General features: G+C 57.2%; 19 protein-coding genes. 10 read left to right on the top strand and 9 right to left on the bottom strand.

Annotation, left to right across the window (positions count from 1 at the left end):
* The first annotated feature begins 14 nt into the window (after positions 1-14).
* Positions 15-1,322 carry a sulfurtransferase gene (locus LLF79_RS13240; protein WP_227879614.1) on the top strand — a complete coding sequence of 436 codons (1,308 nt, stop codon included), beginning with the start codon at positions 15-17 and terminating at the stop codon, positions 1,320-1,322.
* Here the strand turns inward: LLF79_RS13240 and LLF79_RS13235 are convergent.
* Complete coding sequence (locus LLF79_RS13235; RefSeq protein WP_227879613.1) at positions 1,319-1,936, bottom strand: CDP-alcohol phosphatidyltransferase family protein; 618 nt, start codon at positions 1,934-1,936, stop codon at positions 1,319-1,321. The genes LLF79_RS13240 and LLF79_RS13235 overlap by 4 nt on opposite strands.
* A complete protein-coding gene (locus LLF79_RS13230; RefSeq protein WP_227879612.1) occupies positions 1,929-2,498 on the bottom strand; it encodes a carboxymuconolactone decarboxylase family protein in 570 nt (189 codons plus the stop codon). Before LLF79_RS13230 ends, LLF79_RS13235 begins: the two co-directional genes overlap by 8 nt.
* A 75-nt stretch (positions 2,499-2,573) precedes the next feature.
* On the opposite strand from LLF79_RS13230, the gene LLF79_RS13225 reads away from it, so the two are divergent.
* Complete coding sequence (locus LLF79_RS13225; protein ID WP_023327152.1) at positions 2,574-2,990, top strand: pyrimidine (deoxy)nucleoside triphosphate diphosphatase; 417 nt, start codon at positions 2,574-2,576, stop codon at positions 2,988-2,990.
* On the opposite strand, the gene LLF79_RS13220 is transcribed toward LLF79_RS13225, so the two are convergent.
* A complete protein-coding gene (locus tag LLF79_RS13220; protein ID WP_200448154.1) occupies positions 2,950-3,222 on the bottom strand; it encodes a YnjH family protein in 273 nt (90 codons plus the stop codon). The two genes, LLF79_RS13225 and LLF79_RS13220, sit on opposite strands and share 41 nt — an antisense overlap.
* A 229-nt stretch (positions 3,223-3,451) precedes the next feature.
* Here LLF79_RS13220 and gdhA point away from each other — a divergent pair, with 229 nt between their 5' ends.
* Positions 3,452-4,795 carry an NADP-specific glutamate dehydrogenase gene (gene gdhA / locus LLF79_RS13215; protein ID WP_008500700.1) on the top strand — a complete coding sequence of 448 codons (1,344 nt, stop codon included), beginning with the start codon at positions 3,452-3,454 and terminating at the stop codon, positions 4,793-4,795.
* Positions 4,796-4,909: 114 nt separating this feature from the next.
* Here the strand turns inward: gdhA and LLF79_RS13210 are convergent, their stop codons facing one another.
* From LLF79_RS13210 to LLF79_RS13200, 3 genes are all read right to left on the bottom strand, one after another.
* Positions 4,910-6,823: a DNA topoisomerase III gene (locus LLF79_RS13210; RefSeq protein ID WP_032674572.1), complete on the bottom strand. Its 1,914-nt coding sequence runs from the start codon at positions 6,821-6,823 to the stop codon at positions 4,910-4,912.
* A 4-nt stretch (positions 6,824-6,827) separates the two neighbouring features.
* Entirely contained in the window at positions 6,828-7,871 is a 1,044-nt protein-coding gene (gene selD, locus LLF79_RS13205) for a selenide, water dikinase SelD (RefSeq protein ID WP_008500702.1), read from the bottom strand.
* A 116-nt stretch (positions 7,872-7,987) separates the two neighbouring features.
* The gene (locus tag LLF79_RS13200; protein WP_021241054.1) at positions 7,988-8,539 is read right to left on the bottom strand and encodes an NAD(P)H nitroreductase; all 552 of its coding nucleotides are present in this window, start codon (positions 8,537-8,539) and stop codon (positions 7,988-7,990) included.
* 167 nt (positions 8,540-8,706) lie between these two features.
* Here LLF79_RS13200 and sppA point away from each other — a divergent pair, with 167 nt between their 5' ends.
* From sppA to LLF79_RS13180, 4 genes are all read left to right on the top strand, one after another.
* On the top strand, positions 8,707-10,563 hold the full coding sequence (sppA, locus tag LLF79_RS13195; protein ID WP_227879611.1) for a signal peptide peptidase SppA: 1,857 nt from the start codon (positions 8,707-8,709) through the stop codon (positions 10,561-10,563).
* Between the two features lie 63 nt (positions 10,564-10,626).
* Positions 10,627-11,643 (top strand): asparaginase, encoded by a 1,017-nt coding sequence (gene ansA / locus LLF79_RS13190; protein WP_008500705.1) that lies wholly within the window; start codon positions 10,627-10,629, stop codon positions 11,641-11,643.
* A 9-nt stretch (positions 11,644-11,652) separates the two neighbouring features.
* Entirely contained in the window at positions 11,653-12,294 is a 642-nt protein-coding gene (gene pncA / locus LLF79_RS13185; protein ID WP_039023803.1) for a bifunctional nicotinamidase/pyrazinamidase, read from the top strand.
* 221 nt (positions 12,295-12,515) lie between these two features.
* Positions 12,516-13,769 carry a glycoside hydrolase family 18 protein gene (locus tag LLF79_RS13180; protein ID WP_039023802.1) on the top strand — a complete coding sequence of 418 codons (1,254 nt, stop codon included), beginning with the start codon at positions 12,516-12,518 and terminating at the stop codon, positions 13,767-13,769.
* Between the two features lie 51 nt (positions 13,770-13,820).
* On the opposite strand, the gene LLF79_RS13175 is transcribed toward LLF79_RS13180, so the two are convergent.
* Together LLF79_RS13175 and msrB are read right to left on the bottom strand one after the other, a co-directional pair.
* Positions 13,821-14,093, bottom strand: coding sequence for a YeaC family protein (locus LLF79_RS13175; protein WP_023327144.1), 273 nt, complete (start codon positions 14,091-14,093; stop codon positions 13,821-13,823).
* A 41-nt stretch (positions 14,094-14,134) separates the two neighbouring features.
* Positions 14,135-14,548, bottom strand: coding sequence for a peptide-methionine (R)-S-oxide reductase MsrB (gene msrB / locus LLF79_RS13170; protein ID WP_008500710.1), 414 nt, complete (start codon positions 14,546-14,548; stop codon positions 14,135-14,137).
* 341 nt (positions 14,549-14,889) lie between these two features.
* Here msrB and gapA point away from each other — a divergent pair, with 341 nt between their 5' ends.
* Positions 14,890-15,885 (top strand): glyceraldehyde-3-phosphate dehydrogenase, encoded by a 996-nt coding sequence (gene gapA, locus LLF79_RS13165; protein ID WP_006809136.1) that lies wholly within the window; start codon positions 14,890-14,892, stop codon positions 15,883-15,885.
* Between the two features lie 72 nt (positions 15,886-15,957).
* Positions 15,958-16,842, top strand: a complete 885-nt coding sequence (locus LLF79_RS13160) for a D-hexose-6-phosphate mutarotase (protein WP_039023801.1) — start codon at positions 15,958-15,960, stop codon at positions 16,840-16,842.
* A 78-nt stretch (positions 16,843-16,920) separates the two neighbouring features.
* Here the strand turns inward: LLF79_RS13160 and LLF79_RS13155 are convergent, their stop codons facing one another.
* Positions 16,921-17,667, bottom strand: coding sequence for a MipA/OmpV family protein (locus LLF79_RS13155; RefSeq protein ID WP_021241048.1), 747 nt, complete (start codon positions 17,665-17,667; stop codon positions 16,921-16,923).
* 431 nt (positions 17,668-18,098) lie between these two features.
* On the opposite strand from LLF79_RS13155, the gene yeaG reads away from it, so the two are divergent.
* Entirely contained in the window at positions 18,099-20,033 is a 1,935-nt protein-coding gene (yeaG, locus tag LLF79_RS13150) for a protein kinase YeaG (RefSeq protein ID WP_008500713.1), read from the top strand.
* The last annotated feature ends 41 nt before the right edge of the window (positions 20,034-20,074 follow it).

Below are 20,074 nucleotides of genomic sequence, written 5' to 3'. Positions count from 1 at the left end.
CGTCAGGTTATTCGATGAAACGTGTTTCTCAACTGACCGCGCTGGCCCTGCTCTGCGGCCTCGCTTCTTTTTCCTCGCTGGCGGCTGATATGCCCAACGCCATCACGCTGTCTCAGCTTCAGGCACAGCACGGCACGCCTGTCGACACACGCGCCAGCGCCTTCTATAACGGCTGGCCGCAGACGCTTAGCGGCCCCTCCGGGCATGAACCCGCCGCGCTCAACCTTGCTGCCGCCTGGCTCAGCGCCATGAGCGACGAGCAGATTGCGCTGTGGGCAAAACAGCATCAGCTTACCCCTGCGACGACCATCGCCCTGTACGGCGACGAGAACGATAACCAGGCGGTGAAAGCCCGCCTGGAGAAAGCCGGGTACCGCCACGTTTCGCTGCTCAGCGATGCTCTGCAGACGCCCGAGCGCCTTCAGCGCCTGCCTCACTTTGAACAGCTGGTTTACCCGCAGTGGATCCACCGGCTCCAGCAGGGTAAACCCGTGGCTGCCGCACCGGCGGGCGACTGGAAAGTGATTGAGGCCGCCTGGGGTGCACCGAAGTTTTACCTGCTGAACCACATTCCCGGCGCGGGCTATATCGACACCAACGAGGTGGAAAGCGAACCGCTGTGGAATAAAGTCTCCGACGACAAGCTGAGAGCGATGCTGGCGAAGCACGGGATCCGTCACGATACTACCGTCATTTTGTATGGCCGCGACGTCTACGCCGCCGCGCGCGTGGCGCAGATTATGCTGTATGCGGGCGTGAAGGATGTGCGTATTCTCGACGGCGGCTGGAAGGCGTGGTCAGATGCAGGCCTGCCGGTTGAGCGCGGTACGCCCGGTAAAGTGACGCCCGCCCCCGATTTCGGCGCGCCGATCCCCGGTCAGCCGCAGCTGATGGTGGATATGGAACAGGCGCGCGGCATGCTGCACCGTCAGGATGCCTCTCTGGTCAGCATACGCTCGTGGCCGGAGTTCATCGGCGAAACCAGCGGCTACAGCTACATCAAGCCAAAAGGTGAAATTGCCGGTGCCCGCTGGGGTCACGCGGGCAGCGATGCCACCCACATGGAGGATTTCCATAACCCGGATGGCACCATGCGCAGCGCTGACGACATCGCCGCCAAGTGGAAGCGCTGGAATATTCTGCCGGAACAGCACGTCGCGTTTTACTGCGGCACCGGCTGGCGGGCGTCTGAAACCTTTATGTACGCCCGGGCGATGGGCTGGAAGAATATCGCCGTCTATGACGGCGGCTGGTACGAATGGAGTAGTCATCCGCAGAACCCGGTGACGACCGGTGAGCGCGGGCCTGAAAGCGCGCGCTAAGGGTTAAGTGACTTCAGCGTCACGTAGCCGCTCCAGATGCGCGTTGTGGTGGTCAGCCAGCACAGCGCGCCGAATACCCACGCGAAGAGCGTAAAGTGCGCAGGAAAAAGGCAGCACAGCACAAACAGCATGATGGTCTCCGTCCCTTCCGTTAACCCGCCGATGTAATAAAACGACTTGTGCGCATAGCCGGGGTTGTCGATGTCGTGCTTCGCGGCCAGGGCCGCAAACGCCAGAAAACTGCTGCCGGTCCCGATAAACGCGAACAGCAGCCAGGCGGCTGCCAGCGCATTTTCCGTCGGTGCTGCCAGCGCAAAGCCAAACGGCACCAGGGCGTAGAACAGAAAGTCGAGCGCGATATCGAGAAATCCCCCCGCATCGGTCAGGCCTCTGCGGCGCGCCAGCGCCCCGTCCAGACCGTCCAGCAGGCGGTTAAGCACGATGGCGACCAGCGCCGCCGGATACCAGCCAAGGACCAGAAACGGCAGCGCCAGCACGCCGATGGCAAACCCGGCCAGGGTTAATCCGTCGGGCGTGATGCCCGGCCTGTCCAGCACGGAGACCAGACGATTCAGAGCCGGTTTTATCCGCGGGTGAAGATGGCGATCAAGCATGGGGCATCTCGTTAAAGGTGGCGCATAGCCCCTGCGCCGGAATATCCAGCGCGGCGTTAAAGCGGGCAGAGAGATTCTGAAAGGCAATGAGCGCCGTCATCTCGGTGATGGCATCTTCCGTAAAGTGGCGCTTCAGCGCCGTTCTGATGGCCTCATCCGCCCGGGGCGGCGTGGCGGTCACCGCCTCGGCGTAGGCAAGCGCCGCGCGCTCCTGCTCCGTGAACAAGGCGGATTCCTGCCAGTCGCTCACGGCCTGCACCTTTTCCAGCGCACCGCAGCGCTCGGCCAGCCGCAGGCTGTTGGCATCAATACAGAAAGCGCAGTGGCAGAGCTGGGACACCCGCGTCATGAGCAGCGAACGCAGCACGGGTGACAGGCGCGCGTGACGACGCTCCAGAAAACCGACGAACAGCGCCACCAGCCAGAACAGACGCGGCATGCGCCCCCACCAGCGCGTGGGATTCAGCACGGCGCCAAAATGTTTTTTCTGCATCACGGCAATGGGTTTAAGGCTGGCGGGAAGGGATTCGATAGGGGCAACCCAGGCGGTAGTCTCTTTCACCTGATTCTCCTGATTACTGGACTCTGAGAAAGGGCACGATAATATGTCTTTTTTCGCTATCAATTATTGACGACCATGCTGAAAACACTCGATGTCGTTGCCGCCATCATCGAAAAAGACGACAAAATTTTACTGGCGCAGCGCCCTGCCCACGCCGACCAGCCGGGCATGTGGGAATTTGCAGGCGGCAAAGTCGAGGCGGGTGAAACCCAGCCCGAGGCGCTTATCCGCGAGCTGCGTGAAGAGTTAGGTATTGAAGCCCGCCCTGCGCAATACGTGGCAAGCCACCAGCGCGAAGTCTCGCAGCGCTTAATCAACCTGCACGCCTGGCACGTTCCTGCGTTTAGCGGTGCGCTCACGGCGCACTACCACAGCGCGCTGGCGTGGTGTACGCCTGAAGAGGCGTTTGGCTATACCTTAGCCCCCGCGGATATTCCCCTGCTGGAGGCGTTTATTGTTTTACGCGACGCCAGACCAGCGGGTTCGTGCTGATGGCGCGCTCGTCGCGCTGGCACTGCAGCAGCACGCCCTCCGCCTTCACGACGGCCCCTTCAGAATAGTTTTGATCCTGATAAATGCAGCACTGGTTACACGGCTGCGCACGCTGGCCGCTGGAGGTAAACACTTCCGGCGGCACATTCACTTCCACATCCGGGCGAATGCGGTCAGCCTGCGCGCCTGCGGTAAAGATCGCACATAACGCGGTAAGTACATAACGGTTCATAGACACATCTTCCTGTTGTTCCCTTGATAATGACTATAACGGTAAACCGGCGCGGAACCTTTAATTTATCTCGTCATCGCTTTTGGTTATGACGCAGCACCTGTCATTAATTTCCCTTTCGTCCTGAATTTCTGCTTGCCACACAAAGCGGTACGGGTGGTATAGTCAAAAAAACAACACAAAACGCATAAGTCATATACAAACATTATTATAAGAGGTTCTTATATCTATGGATCAGACACGCTCTCTGGAAAGTTTCCTTGCCCATGTTCAGCAGCGCGACCCGCACCAAAGCGAGTTCGCCCAGGCCGTACGTGAAGTGATGACCACCCTGTGGCCCTTCCTTGAACAAAACCCGCGCTATCGCCAGATGTCGTTGCTCGAACGCCTGGTCGAGCCAGAGCGCGTGATCCAGTTCCGCGTGACCTGGGTGGACGATCGCAATCAGGTGCAGGTTAACCGCGCGTGGCGCGTCCAGTTTAACTCCGCCATCGGCCCGTTTAAGGGCGGCATGCGTTTCCATCCGTCCGTGAACCTGTCGATTCTGAAATTCCTCGGCTTCGAGCAGACCTTTAAAAACGCACTGACCACGCTGCCCATGGGCGGCGGAAAAGGCGGCAGCGATTTCGACCCGAAAGGCAAAAGCGAAGGTGAAGTGATGCGTTTCTGCCAGGCGCTGATGACCGAACTCTACCGTCACCTCGGCCCGGACACCGACGTGCCTGCCGGTGATATCGGCGTGGGCGGACGTGAAGTGGGCTTTATGGCCGGGATGATGAAAAAGCTTTCCAACAACAGCGCCTGCGTCTTTACCGGCAAAGGGCTGTCGTTTGGCGGGAGCCTGATCCGCCCGGAAGCGACCGGGTACGGCCTGGTTTACTTCACAGAGGCCATGCTCAAGCGTCACGGCTTAGGCTTCGAAGGCATGCGCGTAGCCGTTTCCGGCTCCGGTAACGTGGCGCAGTACGCGATTGAGAAAGCGATGCAGTTTGGCGCTCGCGTGGTGACCGCCTCTGACTCCAGCGGAACGGTGGTGGATGAAGCGGGCTTCACGGCAGAGAAGCTGGCGCGCCTGTGTGAAATCAAAGCCAGCCGCGATGGACGCGTAGCGGATTACGCCCGGGAGTTTGGCCTGACCTACCTCGAAGGTAAACAGCCGTGGGGCGTGCCGGTGGATATCGCCCTGCCGTGCGCCACGCAGAACGAGCTGGATGCTGAAGCCGCGCGCACGTTGATTAGCAACGGCGTAAAAGCGGTCGCCGAAGGGGCAAACATGCCGACCACCATCGACGCGACGGATCTGTTCCTGGAGGCAGGCGTGCTGTTTGCACCGGGCAAGGCCGCCAACGCGGGCGGCGTGGCAACCTCCGGCCTCGAGATGGCGCAAAACGCCGCGCGTCTCGGCTGGAAGGCGGAGAAAGTGGATGCGCGCCTGCACCATATCATGCTGGATATTCACCACGCCTGCGTGGAGTACGGCGGTGAAGCATCGCAAACCAACTACGTGCGCGGGGCGAATATCGCCGGGTTCGTGAAGGTAGCGGATGCGATGATTGGGCAGGGTGTGATTTAAGTTTCGCGGCGTTCTCGCCCTGTAGGCCCGGTAAGCGTTAGCGCCACCGGGCTTTTTTCAGGCCGCAGAGCTGTCTTTCGCCGGGTGGCGGCTTCGCCTGACCCGGCCTACGGGTTAAGAAGCGGCCGCGCTCTTTTTCTTTTTAAACGGTTTCTTCGCCCCACCACCGGGTGCAACCATCCCTCTGAACGTTTTCACCGGCGTGCTGCGCGCCTGATCGATCAGCTGGTAAAGCGTCCCCACCAGCGGCTGCATAAAGTCCTGATAGCGGCACTGCTTCTCGCTGATCTGCGTCAGCACCGATTCCCAGTGCGCGGTCATGTCCGGCCTGGCGGCCAGCTCCGGCAGGGAATGAATCAGCGCGCGGCCCGGCTCGGTCGAATGGATATAGCGCCCCTTTTTCTCAAGAAAACCGCGCTTAAAGAGCAGCTCGATGATCCCCGCGCGGGTTGCCTCCGTACCCAGACCGTCGGTGGCGCGCAGGATCTTCTTCAGATCTTTATCCTGCACGAACCGGGCGATCCCGGTCATCGCGGAAAGCAGCGTCGCATCGGTAAAATGGCGCGGCGGCTGGGTCTGGCGTTCCACCACTTCCCCTTTTTCACACAGCAGCTCATCGTCTTTGGCGACCACGGGCAGCGGCGTGCCGTCATTCTCCTCGTCACGTTCTTTGTTCCCCAGCAGCGTCCGCCAGCCTGCTTCTGCGAGGAAACGGGCTTTCGCAATGAATTTCCCTTTCGCGATTTCCAGTTCGATCACGCATTTGCGGAACACCGCGTCCGGACAGAACTGCATCAGGTACTGGCGGGCGATCAGGTTATAGACCTTCGCTTCGTTGTCGGTCAGGTTGACGCTGCTGGCGCGCGCCGTCGGGATAATCGCGTGGTGGGCGTCCACCTTTTTATCATCCCAGCAGCGGTTATGGGTGTCCGGGTTCACCACCGGCTGCGGCAGCAGATCCGGCGCGTGCACGCCTATGGCGTTCATCACCGAATGACGACCGGCAAAATGCTCTTCCGGCAGGTAGCGGCTATCCGAACGCGGATAGGTGATCAGCTTGTGGGTTTCATAGAGCTTCTGGCAGATATCCAGCACGTTCTGCGCGCTGAGGCCAAAGCGTTTCGCGGCCTCAATCTGCAGGGCCGACAGCGAGAACGGCAGCGGCGCGGGTTCTGATTCCCGTTTATCGTTATAGCTGGTGACGATAGCGGGCTGTCCGGTAATGCGGTTAACCACATGATCCGCCAGCGGACGGTGCAGCAAACGCCCCTCTTCATCCTGATATGACTCGCAGGCATCGCTCGGCTGCCAGACGGCGGTAAAGCGCTCGTCTTTAGGCGTGACGATATGCGCTTTCACTTCAAAGAAATCTTTGGCGACGAAGTTCTCAATCTCTTCATCACGACGCACGACCAGCCCCAGCACCGGCGTCTGCACGCGCCCCACGGAGAGCACGCCCTGATAGCCCGCGTTGCGCCCGAGGATGGTGTAGGCGCGGGTCATGTTGATACCGTACAGCCAGTCCGCGCGCGCGCGGGCCAGCGCCGAGACGCACAGCGGAATAAATTCGCTGTTGGCGCGCAGGCGCGAGATCGCACGCTCCACCGCCTGCGGGTTGAGGTCGTTGATCAGGCAGCGCTGCACCTGCTGACGCTTTTCCGGCGCCAATTCAAGATAGTCCAGCACCTCATCCACCAGCAGCTGTCCTTCCCTGTCCGGGTCACCCGCGTGCACGATTTCTTCGGCTTCATGCAGGAAGCGCTTGATCACGTTGAGCTGTTTGGTCACCGAAGGTCGGGGCTGCAGGCGCCATTTTTCCGGCACGATGGGCAGATCGTTTAAATTCCAGCGGGCGTAGCGGCTGTCATAGACATCCGGCTGCGCCTGCTCAAGCAGGTGACCGATACACCAGGTGACCACCTGCCCGTTACCGCATTCGATAAAGCCGTCGCCTTTGCGATGCGGCTTAGGCAGCACATCGGCAATGGCACGGGCCAGGCTCGGCTTTTCGGCAATAAACAACCGCATCGAATTAACGGATCTCAATCATCGGTCGGCCACCGCGCGCGGTCACCAGCTCGCCGATCGCCGTCAGGGTAATGCCGAACTCGGCGGCCGTTGCCTGAACCTCGGCTTCGGATTCCGGCGTGACCGCCAGCAGCAGGCCGCCGGAGGTTTGCGGATCGCACAGCAGGTTGCGCCATTCTTCTGGCATTTCGCCCATCAGGTGACCATAGCTGGCGAAGTTACGCTGGGTACCGCCCGGGACCGCGCCCTGAGCAATATACTCTTCCACGCCCGGCAGCTTCGGCACGTCCTGATACCAGACCTGCGCCTGCACGCCCGCGCCCTGACACACTTCGGAGAGGTGCCCCAGCAGACCAAAACCGGTCACGTCGGTCATCGCCTTCACGCCGTCGATATTGGCGAACGCCGCACCCGCGAGGTTCATCTGGCACATGACTTCGGTTGCCAGCCCTTTGTGCTCCGGTTTGAGCAGGGATTTTTTCTCGGCGGTGGTCAGCACGCCAATGCCCAGCGGCTTGGTGAGGAACAGCTTGCAGCCCGCCTGCGCGGTACTGTTGCGCTTCACGCGCTCGGTCGGGACCACGCCGGTAACGGCCAGGCCGAAGATCGGCTCCGGCGCATCGATAGAGTGACCACCGGCCAGCGCAATCCCCGCCTGCTGGCAGGCAAAACGGCCGCCATCAATCACTTCACGGGCTACTTCCGGCGGGATGGTGTTGATCGGCCAGCCCAGAATAGCGATCGCCATAATCGGTTTGCCGCCCATGGCGAAGATATCGCTGATGGCATTGGTGGCCGCAATACGCCCGAAATCGAACGGGTTGTCGACAATCGGCATAAAGAAGTCGGTGGTGCTGATAATGCTGGTGCCGTTACCCAGGTCATAAACCGCTGCATCGTCACGCGTTTCGTTACCGACAAGCAGGTTCGGGTCGACAAACTTCGCCTGTTCGCTGTGCAGGATGGTCTCCAGCACTTTAGGGGAAATTTTACAACCGCAACCGGCTCCGTGGCTGTACTGCGTTAAACGAATGGTTTGCTCGCTCATGGACGTCTCCTGTCATCTCAATCGCGCTATGGTAGCGCTCATTCCATAAAGAGGTAAGTATGACTGTCTGAATTCTGCGGCAGATGCTCAGAATCCAGACAGTTTAGCGCGCGCTATCAGAAACGGCTGACGAAAGGCGTGGTGTCCGGCACGCTGATGGTGCTGGAGGCTTTAAGCTGCGGAGTACCGAGATAGAGGAAACCGACAATTTTGTCATGCTCACCGCAGCCAAAACCGTCCCGGACCGCCGGGCTTTCGGTCAGCGCACCGGTGCGCCAGATGCCGTTGAAGCCTTGCGCGACGGCGGCCATCTGCATCGCCATCACCGCACAGCCCGCAGACATTTCCTGTTCCCAGACCGGGACTTTATGATCCGCCTGGCATTTTGCCACGACAGCGATGATCATCGGGGCGCGGAACGGGGCATTACGCGCCTTCTCGATTCCTTTCTCATCCTGCCCTGCGGCCACCGCCCCCTGCTCCAGCAGTTTACTGAAACGATCGCGACCTTCGCCTTCAATCACAAAGAAGTGCCACGGCTGCAGCGTGCCATGATCGGGGGCACGCATGCCGGCACGCAGAATGTTCTCCAGCTGCTCGCCTGCCGGGGCAGGTTCGGCCAGACGGGAAGCGCTACGGCGGTTAACAAGCAGTTCGAGTGCGTCCATTGGTTAACTCCTTTCTTGAAATTTACTCACAAAATTAACACGACGGCAGATTTTGTTACAGCCTGGCAGGCGATTCCTGCTGACAAGTGGCGGTTGGGTCATTACGATAACCCAACATTACCGTCCAGTGGCGACGGAAACAGTCATTTTCTGGTTAGGGAGAATACATGCGAACCCTTTGGCGAATTATTGCCGGTTTCTTTAAATGGACGTGGCGACTGCTCAACTTCGTCCGCAACCTGGTGATGAATATCTTCTTCATCCTGCTGGTTCTGGTTTGCGCGGGCATCTGGATGCATATCAGCAACGCAAATCAGGCGCAGCATTCGACTCGCGGGGCCCTGTTACTCGATATCACCGGCGTCATCGTTGATAAACCGTCAGCCAGCAACCGTCTGGGTGTGATCAGTCGCCAGCTGTTTGGCGCCACGTCCGACCGCCTGCAGGAAAACTCCCTGTTCGATATCGTCGATGCCATCCGGCAGGCGAAAGATGACCGCAATATCACCGGCATCGTGCTGGATCTGAAAGATTTTGCCGGCGGCGATCAGCCCTCTATGCAGTACATCGGTAAAGCGCTGCGCGAATTCCGCGACAGCGGCAAGCCGGTCATTGCCGTGGGCGACAGCTACAGCCAGGGGCAATATTATCTGGCGAGCTTCGCCAATAAAATCTGGCTCTCCCCGCAGGGTACGGTCGATCTGCACGGCTTTGCCACCAACGGCCTGTACTATAAATCGCTGCTCGATAAGCTGAAGGTCACCACCCACGTCTTCCGCGTCGGCACGTATAAATCCGCCGTGGAGCCGTTTATCCGCGACGATATGTCCCCTGCCGCCCGCGAAGCGGACAGCCGCTGGATTGGCGAGCTGTGGCAGAACTATCTGGGCACCGTTGCCGCGAACCGTCAGATTACGCCTGAGCAGGTGTTCCCTGGCGCGCAGGGCGTGCTCGAAGGCCTGCGTAAGGTTGACGGCGATACCGCGAAATACGCGCTCGATAACAAACTGGTTGATGCCCTGGGCACCAGCGCCGAGATTGAAAAATCCCTGAGCAAACAGTTTGGCTGGAGCAAAGAGGACAAAAATTACAGCGCCATCAGCATGTATGATTACTCGACGAAGAAACCGGATGAGAACGGGGACAGCGTCGCGGTGGTCTTTGCTAACGGTGCGATCATGGACGGTCAGGAGACCCCGGGGAACGTGGGCGGCGATACCACCGCGTCACAAATCCGCGATGCACGCCTGGATCCGAAAGTGAAGGCGATTGTTCTGCGGGTCAACAGCCCAGGCGGTAGCGTCAGCGCCTCCGAAGTAATCCGCGCTGAACTGGCCGCGGCCCGCGCCGCCGGTAAGCCTGTCGTCGTCTCAATGGGCGGAATGGCCGCCTCCGGGGGGTACTGGATCTCCACGCCAGCCAACTACATCGTGGCGAACCCAAGCACGCTCACCGGCTCGATTGGCATCTTCGGGGTGATCAACACCGTAGAAAACAGCCTGGATTCTCTGGGCGTGCATACTGACGGCGTAGCGACTTCTCCGCTCGCGGATGTCGCGGTGACCAAATCCCTGCCGCCGGAAGTCTCTGAGATGATGCAGCTCAGCATTGAGAACGGCTATAAACGCTTTATCACCCTGGTCGCCGACTCGCGCAAAAAGACGCCTGAGCAGATCGATCAGATTGCGCAGGGCCACGTCTGGACCGGTCAGGATGCGAAGAGCAACGGACTGGTGGACAGCCTGGGCGACTTCGATGACGCGGTGAAGAAAGCCGCCGAACTGGCGAAGCTGAAGCAGTGGCATATCGAGTATTACCAGGACGAACCGTCGTTCTTCGATATGGTCATGGACAGCATGTCCGGCTCGGTACGCGCCATGCTGCCGGAGGCGCTGCAGGCTTACCTGCCTGCGCCGGTCGCCACGGCGGCAAAAGCGATGAAGGAAGAAAGCGATAAGCTTGCGGCCTTTAACGATCCACAGAGTCGTTACGCGTTTTGCCTGACCTGCGCGAACGTCCGTTAAAAACCGTCCCCTCTTCCTACGAAGAGGGGATTTTTTTCTTTTGAAGAACAAGAACTCACTACCATGCAGAAGAAATCGATTTATGTAGCCTACACTGGCGGTACCATCGGTATGCAGCGCTCTGAAAACGGCTATATCCCCGTCTCCGGCCACCTGCAGCGTCAGCTTGCGCTGATGCCCGAATTCCACCGTCCGGAAATGCCTGACTTCACCATCCACGAATACGAGCCGCTGATGGACTCCTCCGACATGACGCCGGAAGACTGGCAGCACATCGCGGATGACATTAAAGCCCATTACGACCAGTACGACGGCTTCGTGATCCTGCACGGTACCGACACCATGGCATTTACCGCCTCGGCGCTCTCCTTCATGCTGGAGAACCTGAGCAAGCCGGTTATCGTCACCGGATCGCAAATTCCGCTGGCGGAGCTGCGCTCTGACGGGCAGATCAACCTGCTGAACTCCCTGTACGTGGCGGCGAATTACCCGATTAACGAAGTGTCGTTGTTCTTTAACAACCGTCTGTATCGCGGGAACCGCACCACCAAAGCCCACGCTGACGGCTTTGACGCCTTTGCCTCACCCAACCTGCAGCCGCTGCTGGAGGCCGGGATTCATATCCGTCGTCTGGGAACCCCTCCTGCGCCGAACACCGCGGGCGAGCTGATTGTGCATCCGATTACTCCGCAACCGATTGGCGTGGTGACCATTTATCCGGGTATCTCTGCGGACGTGGTGCGTAACTTCCTGCGCCAGCCGGTGAAAGCGCTTATCCTGCGCTCCTATGGCGTGGGCAATGCGCCGCAAAACGGCGAGTTTCTGAAAGAGCTTCAGGAAGCCAGCGAGCGCGGAATTGTGGTGGTAAACCTGACCCAGTGTATGTCCGGTAAAGTGAATATGGGCGGCTATGCCACCGGCAACGCGCTGGCGCATGCGGGCGTGATCAGCGGTTTCGATATGACCGTTGAGGCAACGCTGACTAAACTTCACTATTTATTGAGTCAGGATCTGGACATTCAGTCCATTCGCAGCGCGATGATGCAAAACCTGCGCGGCGAACTGACACCTGACGAATAAGGAGGTCTCATGAAGCAACGCGCCCTGCTCCTGGTCGATTTGCAAAATGATTTCTGCGCGGGCGGTGCGCTGGCCGTCGCCGAAGGTGACAGCACCGTTGACGTGGCCAACACGCTGATTGACTGGTGCAAAGCCCGTGGTGAAGCAGTTGTCGCAAGCCAGGACTGGCACCCGGCAAATCACGGCAGCTTTGCCAGCCAGCACAATGTCGAGCCCTTCACCCACGGTGAACTCGACGGGCTGGCGCAAACTTTTTGGCCGGATCACTGCGTACAGCAAACGGAAGGCGCGGAGTTACATCCGCTCCTGAACCAGAACGCCATCGACGCGGTGTTCCATAAAGGTGAAAACCCGGCTATCGACAGCTATAGCGCGTTTTTTGATAACGGGCATCGCCAGAAAACGGCGCTGGACGCCTGGTTACGTCACCATGAAATCACCGAGCTGATTGTACTGGGGCTGGCAACGGACTACTGCGTGAAGTTCACCGTGCTGGATGCGCTTCAGCTTGGCTACACCGTCAGCGTCATCACCGACGGCTGCCGCGGGGTGAACATTCATCCGCAGGACAGCGCTCAGGCGTTTATGGATATGGCTGCGGAAGGCGCGACGCTGTATACGCTCGAAGACTGGCTGGAAACGCAGGCGTAGTCTTTTAAGCCGGGTGGCGGCTGCGCCTTACCCGGCCGACTTCTTTGGTTTTGTAGGCCGGGTAAGCGTCAGCGCCACCCGGCAAAACTCCCCCTCCGATCCCCATAAAGTGAACTCCCTCGCAACCTCAGCGAAGCGGCAATGCTATTCTCTTCAGGCTGTTTTTTCGCCACGCCTTTTCCGTGGCGTGGTTAATTTTATTAAGTCAAAGAGGAACTTGTATGAAACGTTTGCCCTTGCTGGCAGCACTACCCTTGCTTTGCGCGTCAGTTGCCTCCGCCAGTTCCCTGATGTCCGTGGGCTACTTTAACGGGGGTGGCGACGTCACCGCCGGACCGGGTGGCGATATCAATAAGCTGGACGTTCGCCAGATCACCCACCTGAACTACTCGTTTGGTCTGGTCTATAACGACGAAAAAGACGAAACCAACGCCGCGCTGAAAGATCCGGCGAAGCTGCATCAAATCTGGCTATCGCCAAAAGTGGCGTCCGACCTGGCCTTGATCCCCACCCTGCGTAAGCAAAACCCAAATCTTAAGGTCCTGCTCTCCGTCGGCGGCTGGGGCGCGCGTGGCTTCTCTGGCGCAGCGGCAACCCAAGAGAGCCGCGCAGTGTTCATCCGCTCCGCGCAGGAGATTGTTGAAAAATATGGTCTGGACGGGATCGACCTCGATTGGGAGTATCCGGTCAACGGCGCCTGGGGCCTGGTGGCTAGCCAGCCTGCCGACCGGGATAACTTTACCGCCCTGCTGAAGGAGATGCGCGACGCGTTCGGGCATAAAAAGCTGGTGACCATTGCGGTAGGCGCGAATGCGGAAAGTCCGAAAAGCTGGGTGGATGTGAAAGCCATTGCGCCCCTGCTCGATTACATCAACCTGATGACCTACGACATGGCGTACGGCACGCAGTATTTCAATGCCAACCTGTACGACTCCAGCGCCTGGCCGACGGTGGCCGCCGCGGACAAATACAGCGTCGATTTTGTGGTGAACAACTATCTGGCCGCCGGGCTGAAGCCACAGCAGATGAATCTCGGGATTGGTTTCTATGGCCGCGTACCGAAACGCGCCGTGGAGCCGGGCATTGACTGGACGAAACCCAATGCGCAAAAAAATCCGGCCACTCAGCCCTACTTCGGGCCGCAGGAGATCGGGTTGTTCAAGTCGCTCGGCTATGACCTGACCAAAGATACCTACGTGAAGTACAACGATATCGTCAAAAAGCTGCTGAACGATCCGCAGAAACGCTTTACTGAACACTGGGACGACCAGGCAAAGGTGCCGTGGCTTTCGGTGAAGGGTGCCGATGGCAACGCGCTGTTTGCGATTTCGTATGAGAACCCGCGATCCGTGGCGATCAAAGCGGACTACATCAAAGAGAAAGGTCTCGCCGGGGCGATGTTCTGGGAGTACGGCGCGGATGATGAAAACCAGTTAGCGAAGCAGCTGGCGGCGTCGCTCGGGATCCCACACTAAGGTGTAGTGTGCCGGGTGGCACTCACGCTTACCCGGCCTACAGGGAGAGCCTTATTTGAAAGTCGCAATCGGCTTCGGGGTGATACCAAAGTCCTCTTTCAGCTCACGCTTGCTCTTCATCACCATCTGGCCACGGGTGTCGATCGTCATGTGCTGCGCGTCGGTGTTGTTGCGCGCCTGCCACAGCATCACCAGCTGCAGGCTGTTCTCTTTCTGCTCCGGGGTCAGCGCGACGCCATCGGGCCATTTTCCCAGCTCTACGGCGGTGACCAGACGCTGATAAATCTCCGGCGTCATACCGCTAATCATGTCTTCAATATTCACAATCCCGCCCTTTTAAAGGAATAATTTGCTGAATCGTTTTTTCAACCCTTGATCTGGTCGCCGTTTTCGTCGTCAGTGAAGCTCATTGAGGCTGAATTCACGCAGAAACGCTCGCCCGTTGGCTGAGGGCCATCTGGGAAGACGTGTCCAAGGTGCGCATCGCAGTTGCCGCAGCGAATTTCGGTGCGCACCATACCGTGCGACGAGTCGGTCAGATAGCGGATAGCCTCATCGCTCACCGGCTCGTAAAAGCTCGGCCAGCCGCAGCCCGAATCAAATTTCGTTTGGGAATTGAACAGCGGAGCATCACAGACCAGGCAGTGGTAGACGCCGTCTCGCTTGTTGTGCAGTAAACGCCCGGTGAACGGCGGTTCCGTCCCGTGGTTTTGCGTCACGTAAAACTGCATTTCTGTGAGGTTTTTTTTCAAATCGTCGGGGTTACGTTGGTTCGACATATGCTTACATCTCGCTGTAGAAACAGACATCTTTTACCCCGCATTCTAACAAAACATTAACACCCTTGCGTGCACTTTTGATCTAAACTTATGTGTCGCGAAAAGGCGGTCAGGCAATTGTGATCATATTCACATTTTTATCCTGCGAGGACTTTAAAATTCCGGGCGCAGCCCCCATGTGGTTGCAAGCTCAAAGGGAAAGTGAGGCGAGTCAGTCGCACAAACGTTAGTCACAGGATTGATTTGTCGCAATGATTGACACGATTCCGCTTGACGCTGCGTAAGGTTTTTGTAATTTTACAGGCAACCTTTTATTCACTAACAAATAGCTGGTGGAATATATGACTATCAAAGTAGGTATCAACGGTTTTGGCCGTATCGGCCGTATTGTTTTCCGTGCTGCTCAGAAACGTTCTGACATCGAAATCGTTGGTATCAACGATCTCCTGGACGCTGAATACATGGCGTACATGCTGAAGTACGACTCAACTCACGGTCGTTTCGACGGCACCGTTGAAGTGAAAGACGGCCACCTGGTTGTAAATGGCAAAACCATCCGCGTTACTGCTGAGAAAGACCCAGCTAACCTGAAATGGAACGAAATTGGTGTTGACGTTGTTGCTGAAGCAACCGGTATCTTCCTGACCGACGAAACTGCACGTAAACACATCACTGCGGGTGCGAAGAAAGTTGTTCTGACGGGTCCTTCCAAAGACAACACCCCAATGTTCGTTCGTGGTGCAAACTTCGAAACTTACGCTGGCCAGGACATCGTTTCCAACGCATCCTGCACCACCAACTGCCTGGCACCGCTGGCTAAAGTTATCAACGACAACTTCGGCATCATCGAAGGTCTGATGACTACCGTTCACGCAACCACCGCTACTCAGAAAACCGTTGATGGCCCGTCTCACAAAGACTGGCGCGGCGGCCGTGGCGCGGCTCAGAACATCATCCCATCCTCTACCGGTGCGGCTAAAGCTGTAGGTAAAGTACTGCCAGAACTGAATGGCAAACTGACTGGTATGGCGTTCCGCGTTCCAACTCCTAACGTATCCGTTGTTGACCTGACCGTTCGTCTGGAAAAAGCTGCTTCTTATGAAGAAATTAAGAAAGCAATTAAAGCTGCTTCCGAAGGCCCAATGAAAGGCGTTCTGGGTTACACCGAAGACGACGTTGTTTCTACCGATTTCAACGGCGAAGTGTGCACTTCCGTGTTCGATGCTAAAGCAGGTATCGCACTGAACGACAACTTCGTTAAACTGGTATCCTGGTACGACAACGAAACCGGCTACTCTAACAAAGTACTGGACCTGATCGCTCACATCTCCAAATAAGTTGAGATGAGTGTTTGATCCAAAAAGGCGACTTCGGTCGCCTTTTTTATTTATAAGACAGAGGATTGCTTAATGATTAATAAAATTTTTGCACTTCCGGTAGTCGAACAACTTACCCCTGTGCTCTCCCGCCGCCAGATTGACGGTGCTGACGTTATCGTCGTTGACCATCCACGCGTTAAGGCCTCCGTGGCGCTGAACGGCGCCCACCTGCTCTCCTGGAAGCCGGAGGGTGAAGTTGAGGGATTGTGGCTCAGTGATGCGACCTCCTTCAAAAAAGGGGCTGCAATCCGTGGTGGCGTACCGATCTGCTGGCCGTGGTTTGGCCCGTCCACACAGCCGGGTTTGCCTTCTCACGGTTTTGCCCGTAACCAGCAGTGGACCCTGAAAGCGCATAACGAAGACGACAGCGGCGCCGTGCTGACCTTTGAGCTGCAGGCTAATGACGAAACGCGCGCCCTGTGGCCGCACGATTTCACCCTGTACGCCCGCTTTAAGCTGGGTAAAACCTGTGAAATCGAACTGGAAGCCCACGGCGAGTTCGAAACCACCTCCGCCCTGCACACCTATTTCAACGTGGGTGACATCAGCGCTGTGAAGGTGAGCGGTCTTGGCGATACCTTTATCGATAAAGTCGACAACGCGAAAGAAGGCAAACTCAGCGACGGCGTTCAGGCGTTTCCTGACCGTACCGACCGCGTCTATCTGCATCCGGAAGCATGCAGCATGATCCACGACGGTGCCCTGAACCGCGGCATTGAGGTAGTACATCACCATCACAGCAACGTGGTGGGCTGGAACCCGGGCCCTGCACTGTCTGTCAGCATGGCCGACGTGCCTGACGACGGTTATAAAACGTTTGTCTGCGTGGAAACGGCCTGCGTGACTGCCCCGCAGAAAGCGAGTGAAGAAAAGCCATCTCGTTTAGGTCAGACGATCCGCATTATTAAGCGATAATCTCGCTGCACCACACTAAAGCAAACGGGGCGCAAGCGCCCCGTTTTGATGCACCAATTGCACAATATAAGTGCGCAATCAGAACTTGTAGGTCACACCGACAGAAAAGATGCCTGCCCAGGACTTATCGACCATCGGGCTGTCTTTCACTTCATCGCTCAGACGCTCATAACGGCCAGTACCGTACACGCTCCAGTCGCCAAGGAAGTTATAGCTCGCGGTCAGCTCCAGGTACGGATCCCAGCCGTCATCTGCGCTGTAGCTCTTCAGACCGCTACGACGGGACTCGTTTTTAGAGACGCCATAATAGTAGTCATTGTAGTTCTCGCTGTTGTACTGCACACCAATACCCGGCGTCAGGGTCAGACCACCGTTGGTGTAACGGTACAGCCACGCCAGATCCCAGATAAAGCCGTTGCTGTTATCCAGCGTATCGCCTGCCAGGGCCGTACGCAGGAAGCCATACTGGGTGTTATGCACATAAGAGAGGCCGGCCATCATCGAGCTTTTACGCTTGTCGAGCTGGCGAAGCGCGTGGCTGTCGCTGTCACCCGGCTTGAAGTGCGTAGGATCGTAGTACGCCATGATGGAAAGCTTATCGGCCGTATCGTTCCACAGATAGTAGCCGCCGCCGAGCCCACGGAACCAGACGTTATCGCCTTCATAGGTGATAACCGGCACAGGATAAACATCACGGTCATACTGTTTGTACGGGCTGTTAATGACGCCAACACCCGCGCCAACCGTCCACTGACTTTCCGCCTGTGCGGTGCTTACTGCGGTCGCGGCAAGGATGCCTAATGCCAGAAGTTTGAGTTTGGTCACAATCCATTCTTTCCTGTAGTCAAATAATCAGCGGGTGAAGTGTAACCGCCATTCCCGTACATCCCAAAATTTTTTGCCTGCTAATCAGTCTGATTAACCCATTATTTTTAACTTATCAGATGACAACCGGCTTTCATTTACATGACCGCTGAATGAAAAATGTGCTTTTGCCTTATTACCAGAGTGGAAATTTTTGGATGAGTTATTGATATGTCATTGAAAGTAGATTTTATGGGCATGCAAGTTTTGCAAATGCCATCTACGCTTTAATTTAAGAAGAGTTTTCCTGAACACCCTGCGGTTCTTAGCGTCTGACCTGGCACACAGGTTGCTGCTCTGGCAGTGAGGTGCGAGAGATTCTCTTCCGGGAGCCTCCACTACTCATACGAACGGCTCTTATCCTGTGCTAAAAAACGAAAGGACGGCATGCCATGAATATATTCGATCACTATCGCCAGCGCTATGAAGCTGCCAAGGACGAAGAGTTCACACTGCAGGAGTTTCTTACCATCTGTCGGCAAGATCGCAGTGCCTATGCCAATGCGGCAGAACGGCTATTGATGGCTATTGGTGAGCCAAACATGGTTGACACTGCCCTGGAACCCCGGCTTTCCCGTCTCTTTTCGAATCGGGTGGTCGCCCGATACCCGGCGTTTGAAGAGTTCTATGGCATGGAAGATGCCATAGAGCAGATTGTCTCCTACCTGAAGCATGCCGCTCAGGGTCTGGAAGAGAAGAAACAGATCCTCTATTTACTCGGCCCCGTGGGCGGCGGTAAATCCTCGCTGGCGGAACGCCTGAAGTCGCTGATGCAGCGCGTGCCTATCTATGTCCTGAGCGCCAATGGCGAGCGCAGCCCGGTGAACGACCATCCGCTGTGCTTGTTCAATCCGCAGGAAGATGCGCAGATTCTGGATAAAGAGTACGGCATCCCGCGTCGCTACCTCGGCACCATCATGTCGCCGTGGGCGGCAAAACGCCTACATGAGTTTGGTGGCGACATCACCAAATTCCGCGTGGTGAAAGTCTGGCCGTCGATCCTGGAACAGATCGCCATCGCCAAAACGGAACCCGGTGATGAGAACAACCAGGATATTTCGGCGCTGGTCGGTAAGGTCGACATCCGCAAGCTGGAAAACTTCGCGCAAAACGACCCGGATGCCTACGGTTACTCTGGCGCGCTGTGCCGGGCTAACCAGGGGATTATGGAATTCGTCGAGATGTTTAAAGCGCCCATCAAGGTGCTGCATCCGCTGCTGACGGCCACTCAGGAAGGAAACTACAACGGGACGGAAGGTATCTCCGCCCTGCCGTTTAACGGGATCATTCTTGCCCACTCGAACGAATCTGAATGGGTGACCTTCCGTAACAACAAAAACAACGAGGCCTTCCTTGACCGCGTGTACATCGTCAAGGTGCCTTACTGCCTGCGGATCTCCGAAGAGATCAAAATTTACGAGAAACTGCTTAACCACAGTGAGCTGGTGCATGCCCCCTGCGCGCCCGGCACGCTGGAAACGCTGTCACGCTTCTCCATCCTTTCACGTCTGAAAGAGCCGGAAAACTCCAGCATCTATTCGAAAATGCGCGTCTACGACGGTGAAAGCCTGAAGGATACCGATCCGAAAGCGAAGTCGTATCAGGAGTATCGCGACTATGCCGGGGTTGATGAGGGGATGAACGGTCTGTCCACGCGTTTCGCGTTTAAGATCCTCTCCCGCGTCTTTAACTTCGACCATGCGGAAGTGGCGGCCAACCCGGTTCATCTGTTCTACGTGCTGGAGCAGCAAATCGAGCGCGAGCAGTTCCCGCAGGAGCAGGCTGAACGCTACCTTGAGTTCCTGAAAGGTTACCTGATCCCGAAATACGCCGAGTTCATTGGCAAAGAGATCCAGACGGCCTACCTGGAATCCTATTCAGAATACGGGCAGAACATTTTTGACCGTTATGTCACCTACGCTGACTTCTGGATCCAGGATCAGGAGTACCGCGACCCGGATACCGGCCAGCTGTTTGACCGTGAATCCCTGAACGCGGAGCTGGAAAAAATCGAGAAGCCTGCCGGGATCAGCAACCCGAAAGACTTCCGTAATGAGATTGTGAACTTCGTCCTGCGCGCCAGAGCGCATAACAACGGGCGCAATCCGAACTGGACCAGCTACGAGAAACTGCGCACGGTCATTGAGAAGAAAATGTTCTCCAATACCGAAGAGCTGCTGCCGGTGATCTCGTTTAACGCCAAAACCTCAACCGATGAACAGAAAAAACACGACGATTTTGTCGACCGTATGATGGAAAAAGGCTACACCCGCAAACAGGTCCGCCTGCTCTGCGAATGGTACCTGCGCGTGCGTAAATCGTCTTAAAACAAGTGCCCGGCGGCGCTTAGCGCCTGCCGGGCCTACAA

Origin of the sequence: Enterobacter cloacae complex sp. 2021EL-01169 (genome assembly GCF_020733125.1) — a bacterium.
In the GTDB taxonomy this organism is placed as follows: domain Bacteria; phylum Pseudomonadota; class Gammaproteobacteria; order Enterobacterales; family Enterobacteriaceae; genus Enterobacter; species Enterobacter roggenkampii.
This window is presented reverse-complemented; position numbering and strand designations above follow the sequence as displayed.

Bases quoted from the DNA above. Each gene is read 5' to 3' on its own strand.
- LLF79_RS13240 (WP_227879614.1), top strand. From the start codon at position 15: ATGAAACGTGTTTCTCAACTGACCGCGCTGGCCCTGCTCTGCGGCCTC.
- LLF79_RS13235 (WP_227879613.1), bottom strand. From the start codon at position 1,936: ATGCTTGATCGCCATCTTCACCCGCGGATAAAACCGGCTCTGAATCGT.
- LLF79_RS13225 (WP_023327152.1), top strand. From the start codon at position 2,574: ATGCTGAAAACACTCGATGTCGTTGCCGCCATCATCGAAAAAGACGAC.
- LLF79_RS13220 (WP_200448154.1), bottom strand. From the start codon at position 3,222: ATGAACCGTTATGTACTTACCGCGTTATGTGCGATCTTTACCGCAGGC.
- gdhA (WP_008500700.1), top strand. From the start codon at position 3,452: ATGGATCAGACACGCTCTCTGGAAAGTTTCCTTGCCCATGTTCAGCAG.
- LLF79_RS13210 (WP_032674572.1), bottom strand. From the start codon at position 6,823: ATGCGGTTGTTTATTGCCGAAAAGCCGAGCCTGGCCCGTGCCATTGCC.
- selD (WP_008500702.1), bottom strand. From the start codon at position 7,871: ATGAGCGAGCAAACCATTCGTTTAACGCAGTACAGCCACGGAGCCGGT.
- LLF79_RS13200 (WP_021241054.1), bottom strand. From the start codon at position 8,539: ATGGACGCACTCGAACTGCTTGTTAACCGCCGTAGCGCTTCCCGTCTG.
- sppA (WP_227879611.1), top strand. From the start codon at position 8,707: ATGCGAACCCTTTGGCGAATTATTGCCGGTTTCTTTAAATGGACGTGG.
- ansA (WP_008500705.1), top strand. From the start codon at position 10,627: ATGCAGAAGAAATCGATTTATGTAGCCTACACTGGCGGTACCATCGGT.
- pncA (WP_039023803.1), top strand. From the start codon at position 11,653: ATGAAGCAACGCGCCCTGCTCCTGGTCGATTTGCAAAATGATTTCTGC.
- LLF79_RS13180 (WP_039023802.1), top strand. From the start codon at position 12,516: ATGAAACGTTTGCCCTTGCTGGCAGCACTACCCTTGCTTTGCGCGTCA.
- msrB (WP_008500710.1), bottom strand. From the start codon at position 14,548: ATGTCGAACCAACGTAACCCCGACGATTTGAAAAAAAACCTCACAGAA.
- gapA (WP_006809136.1), top strand. From the start codon at position 14,890: ATGACTATCAAAGTAGGTATCAACGGTTTTGGCCGTATCGGCCGTATT.
- LLF79_RS13160 (WP_039023801.1), top strand. From the start codon at position 15,958: ATGATTAATAAAATTTTTGCACTTCCGGTAGTCGAACAACTTACCCCT.
- yeaG (WP_008500713.1), top strand. From the start codon at position 18,099: ATGAATATATTCGATCACTATCGCCAGCGCTATGAAGCTGCCAAGGAC.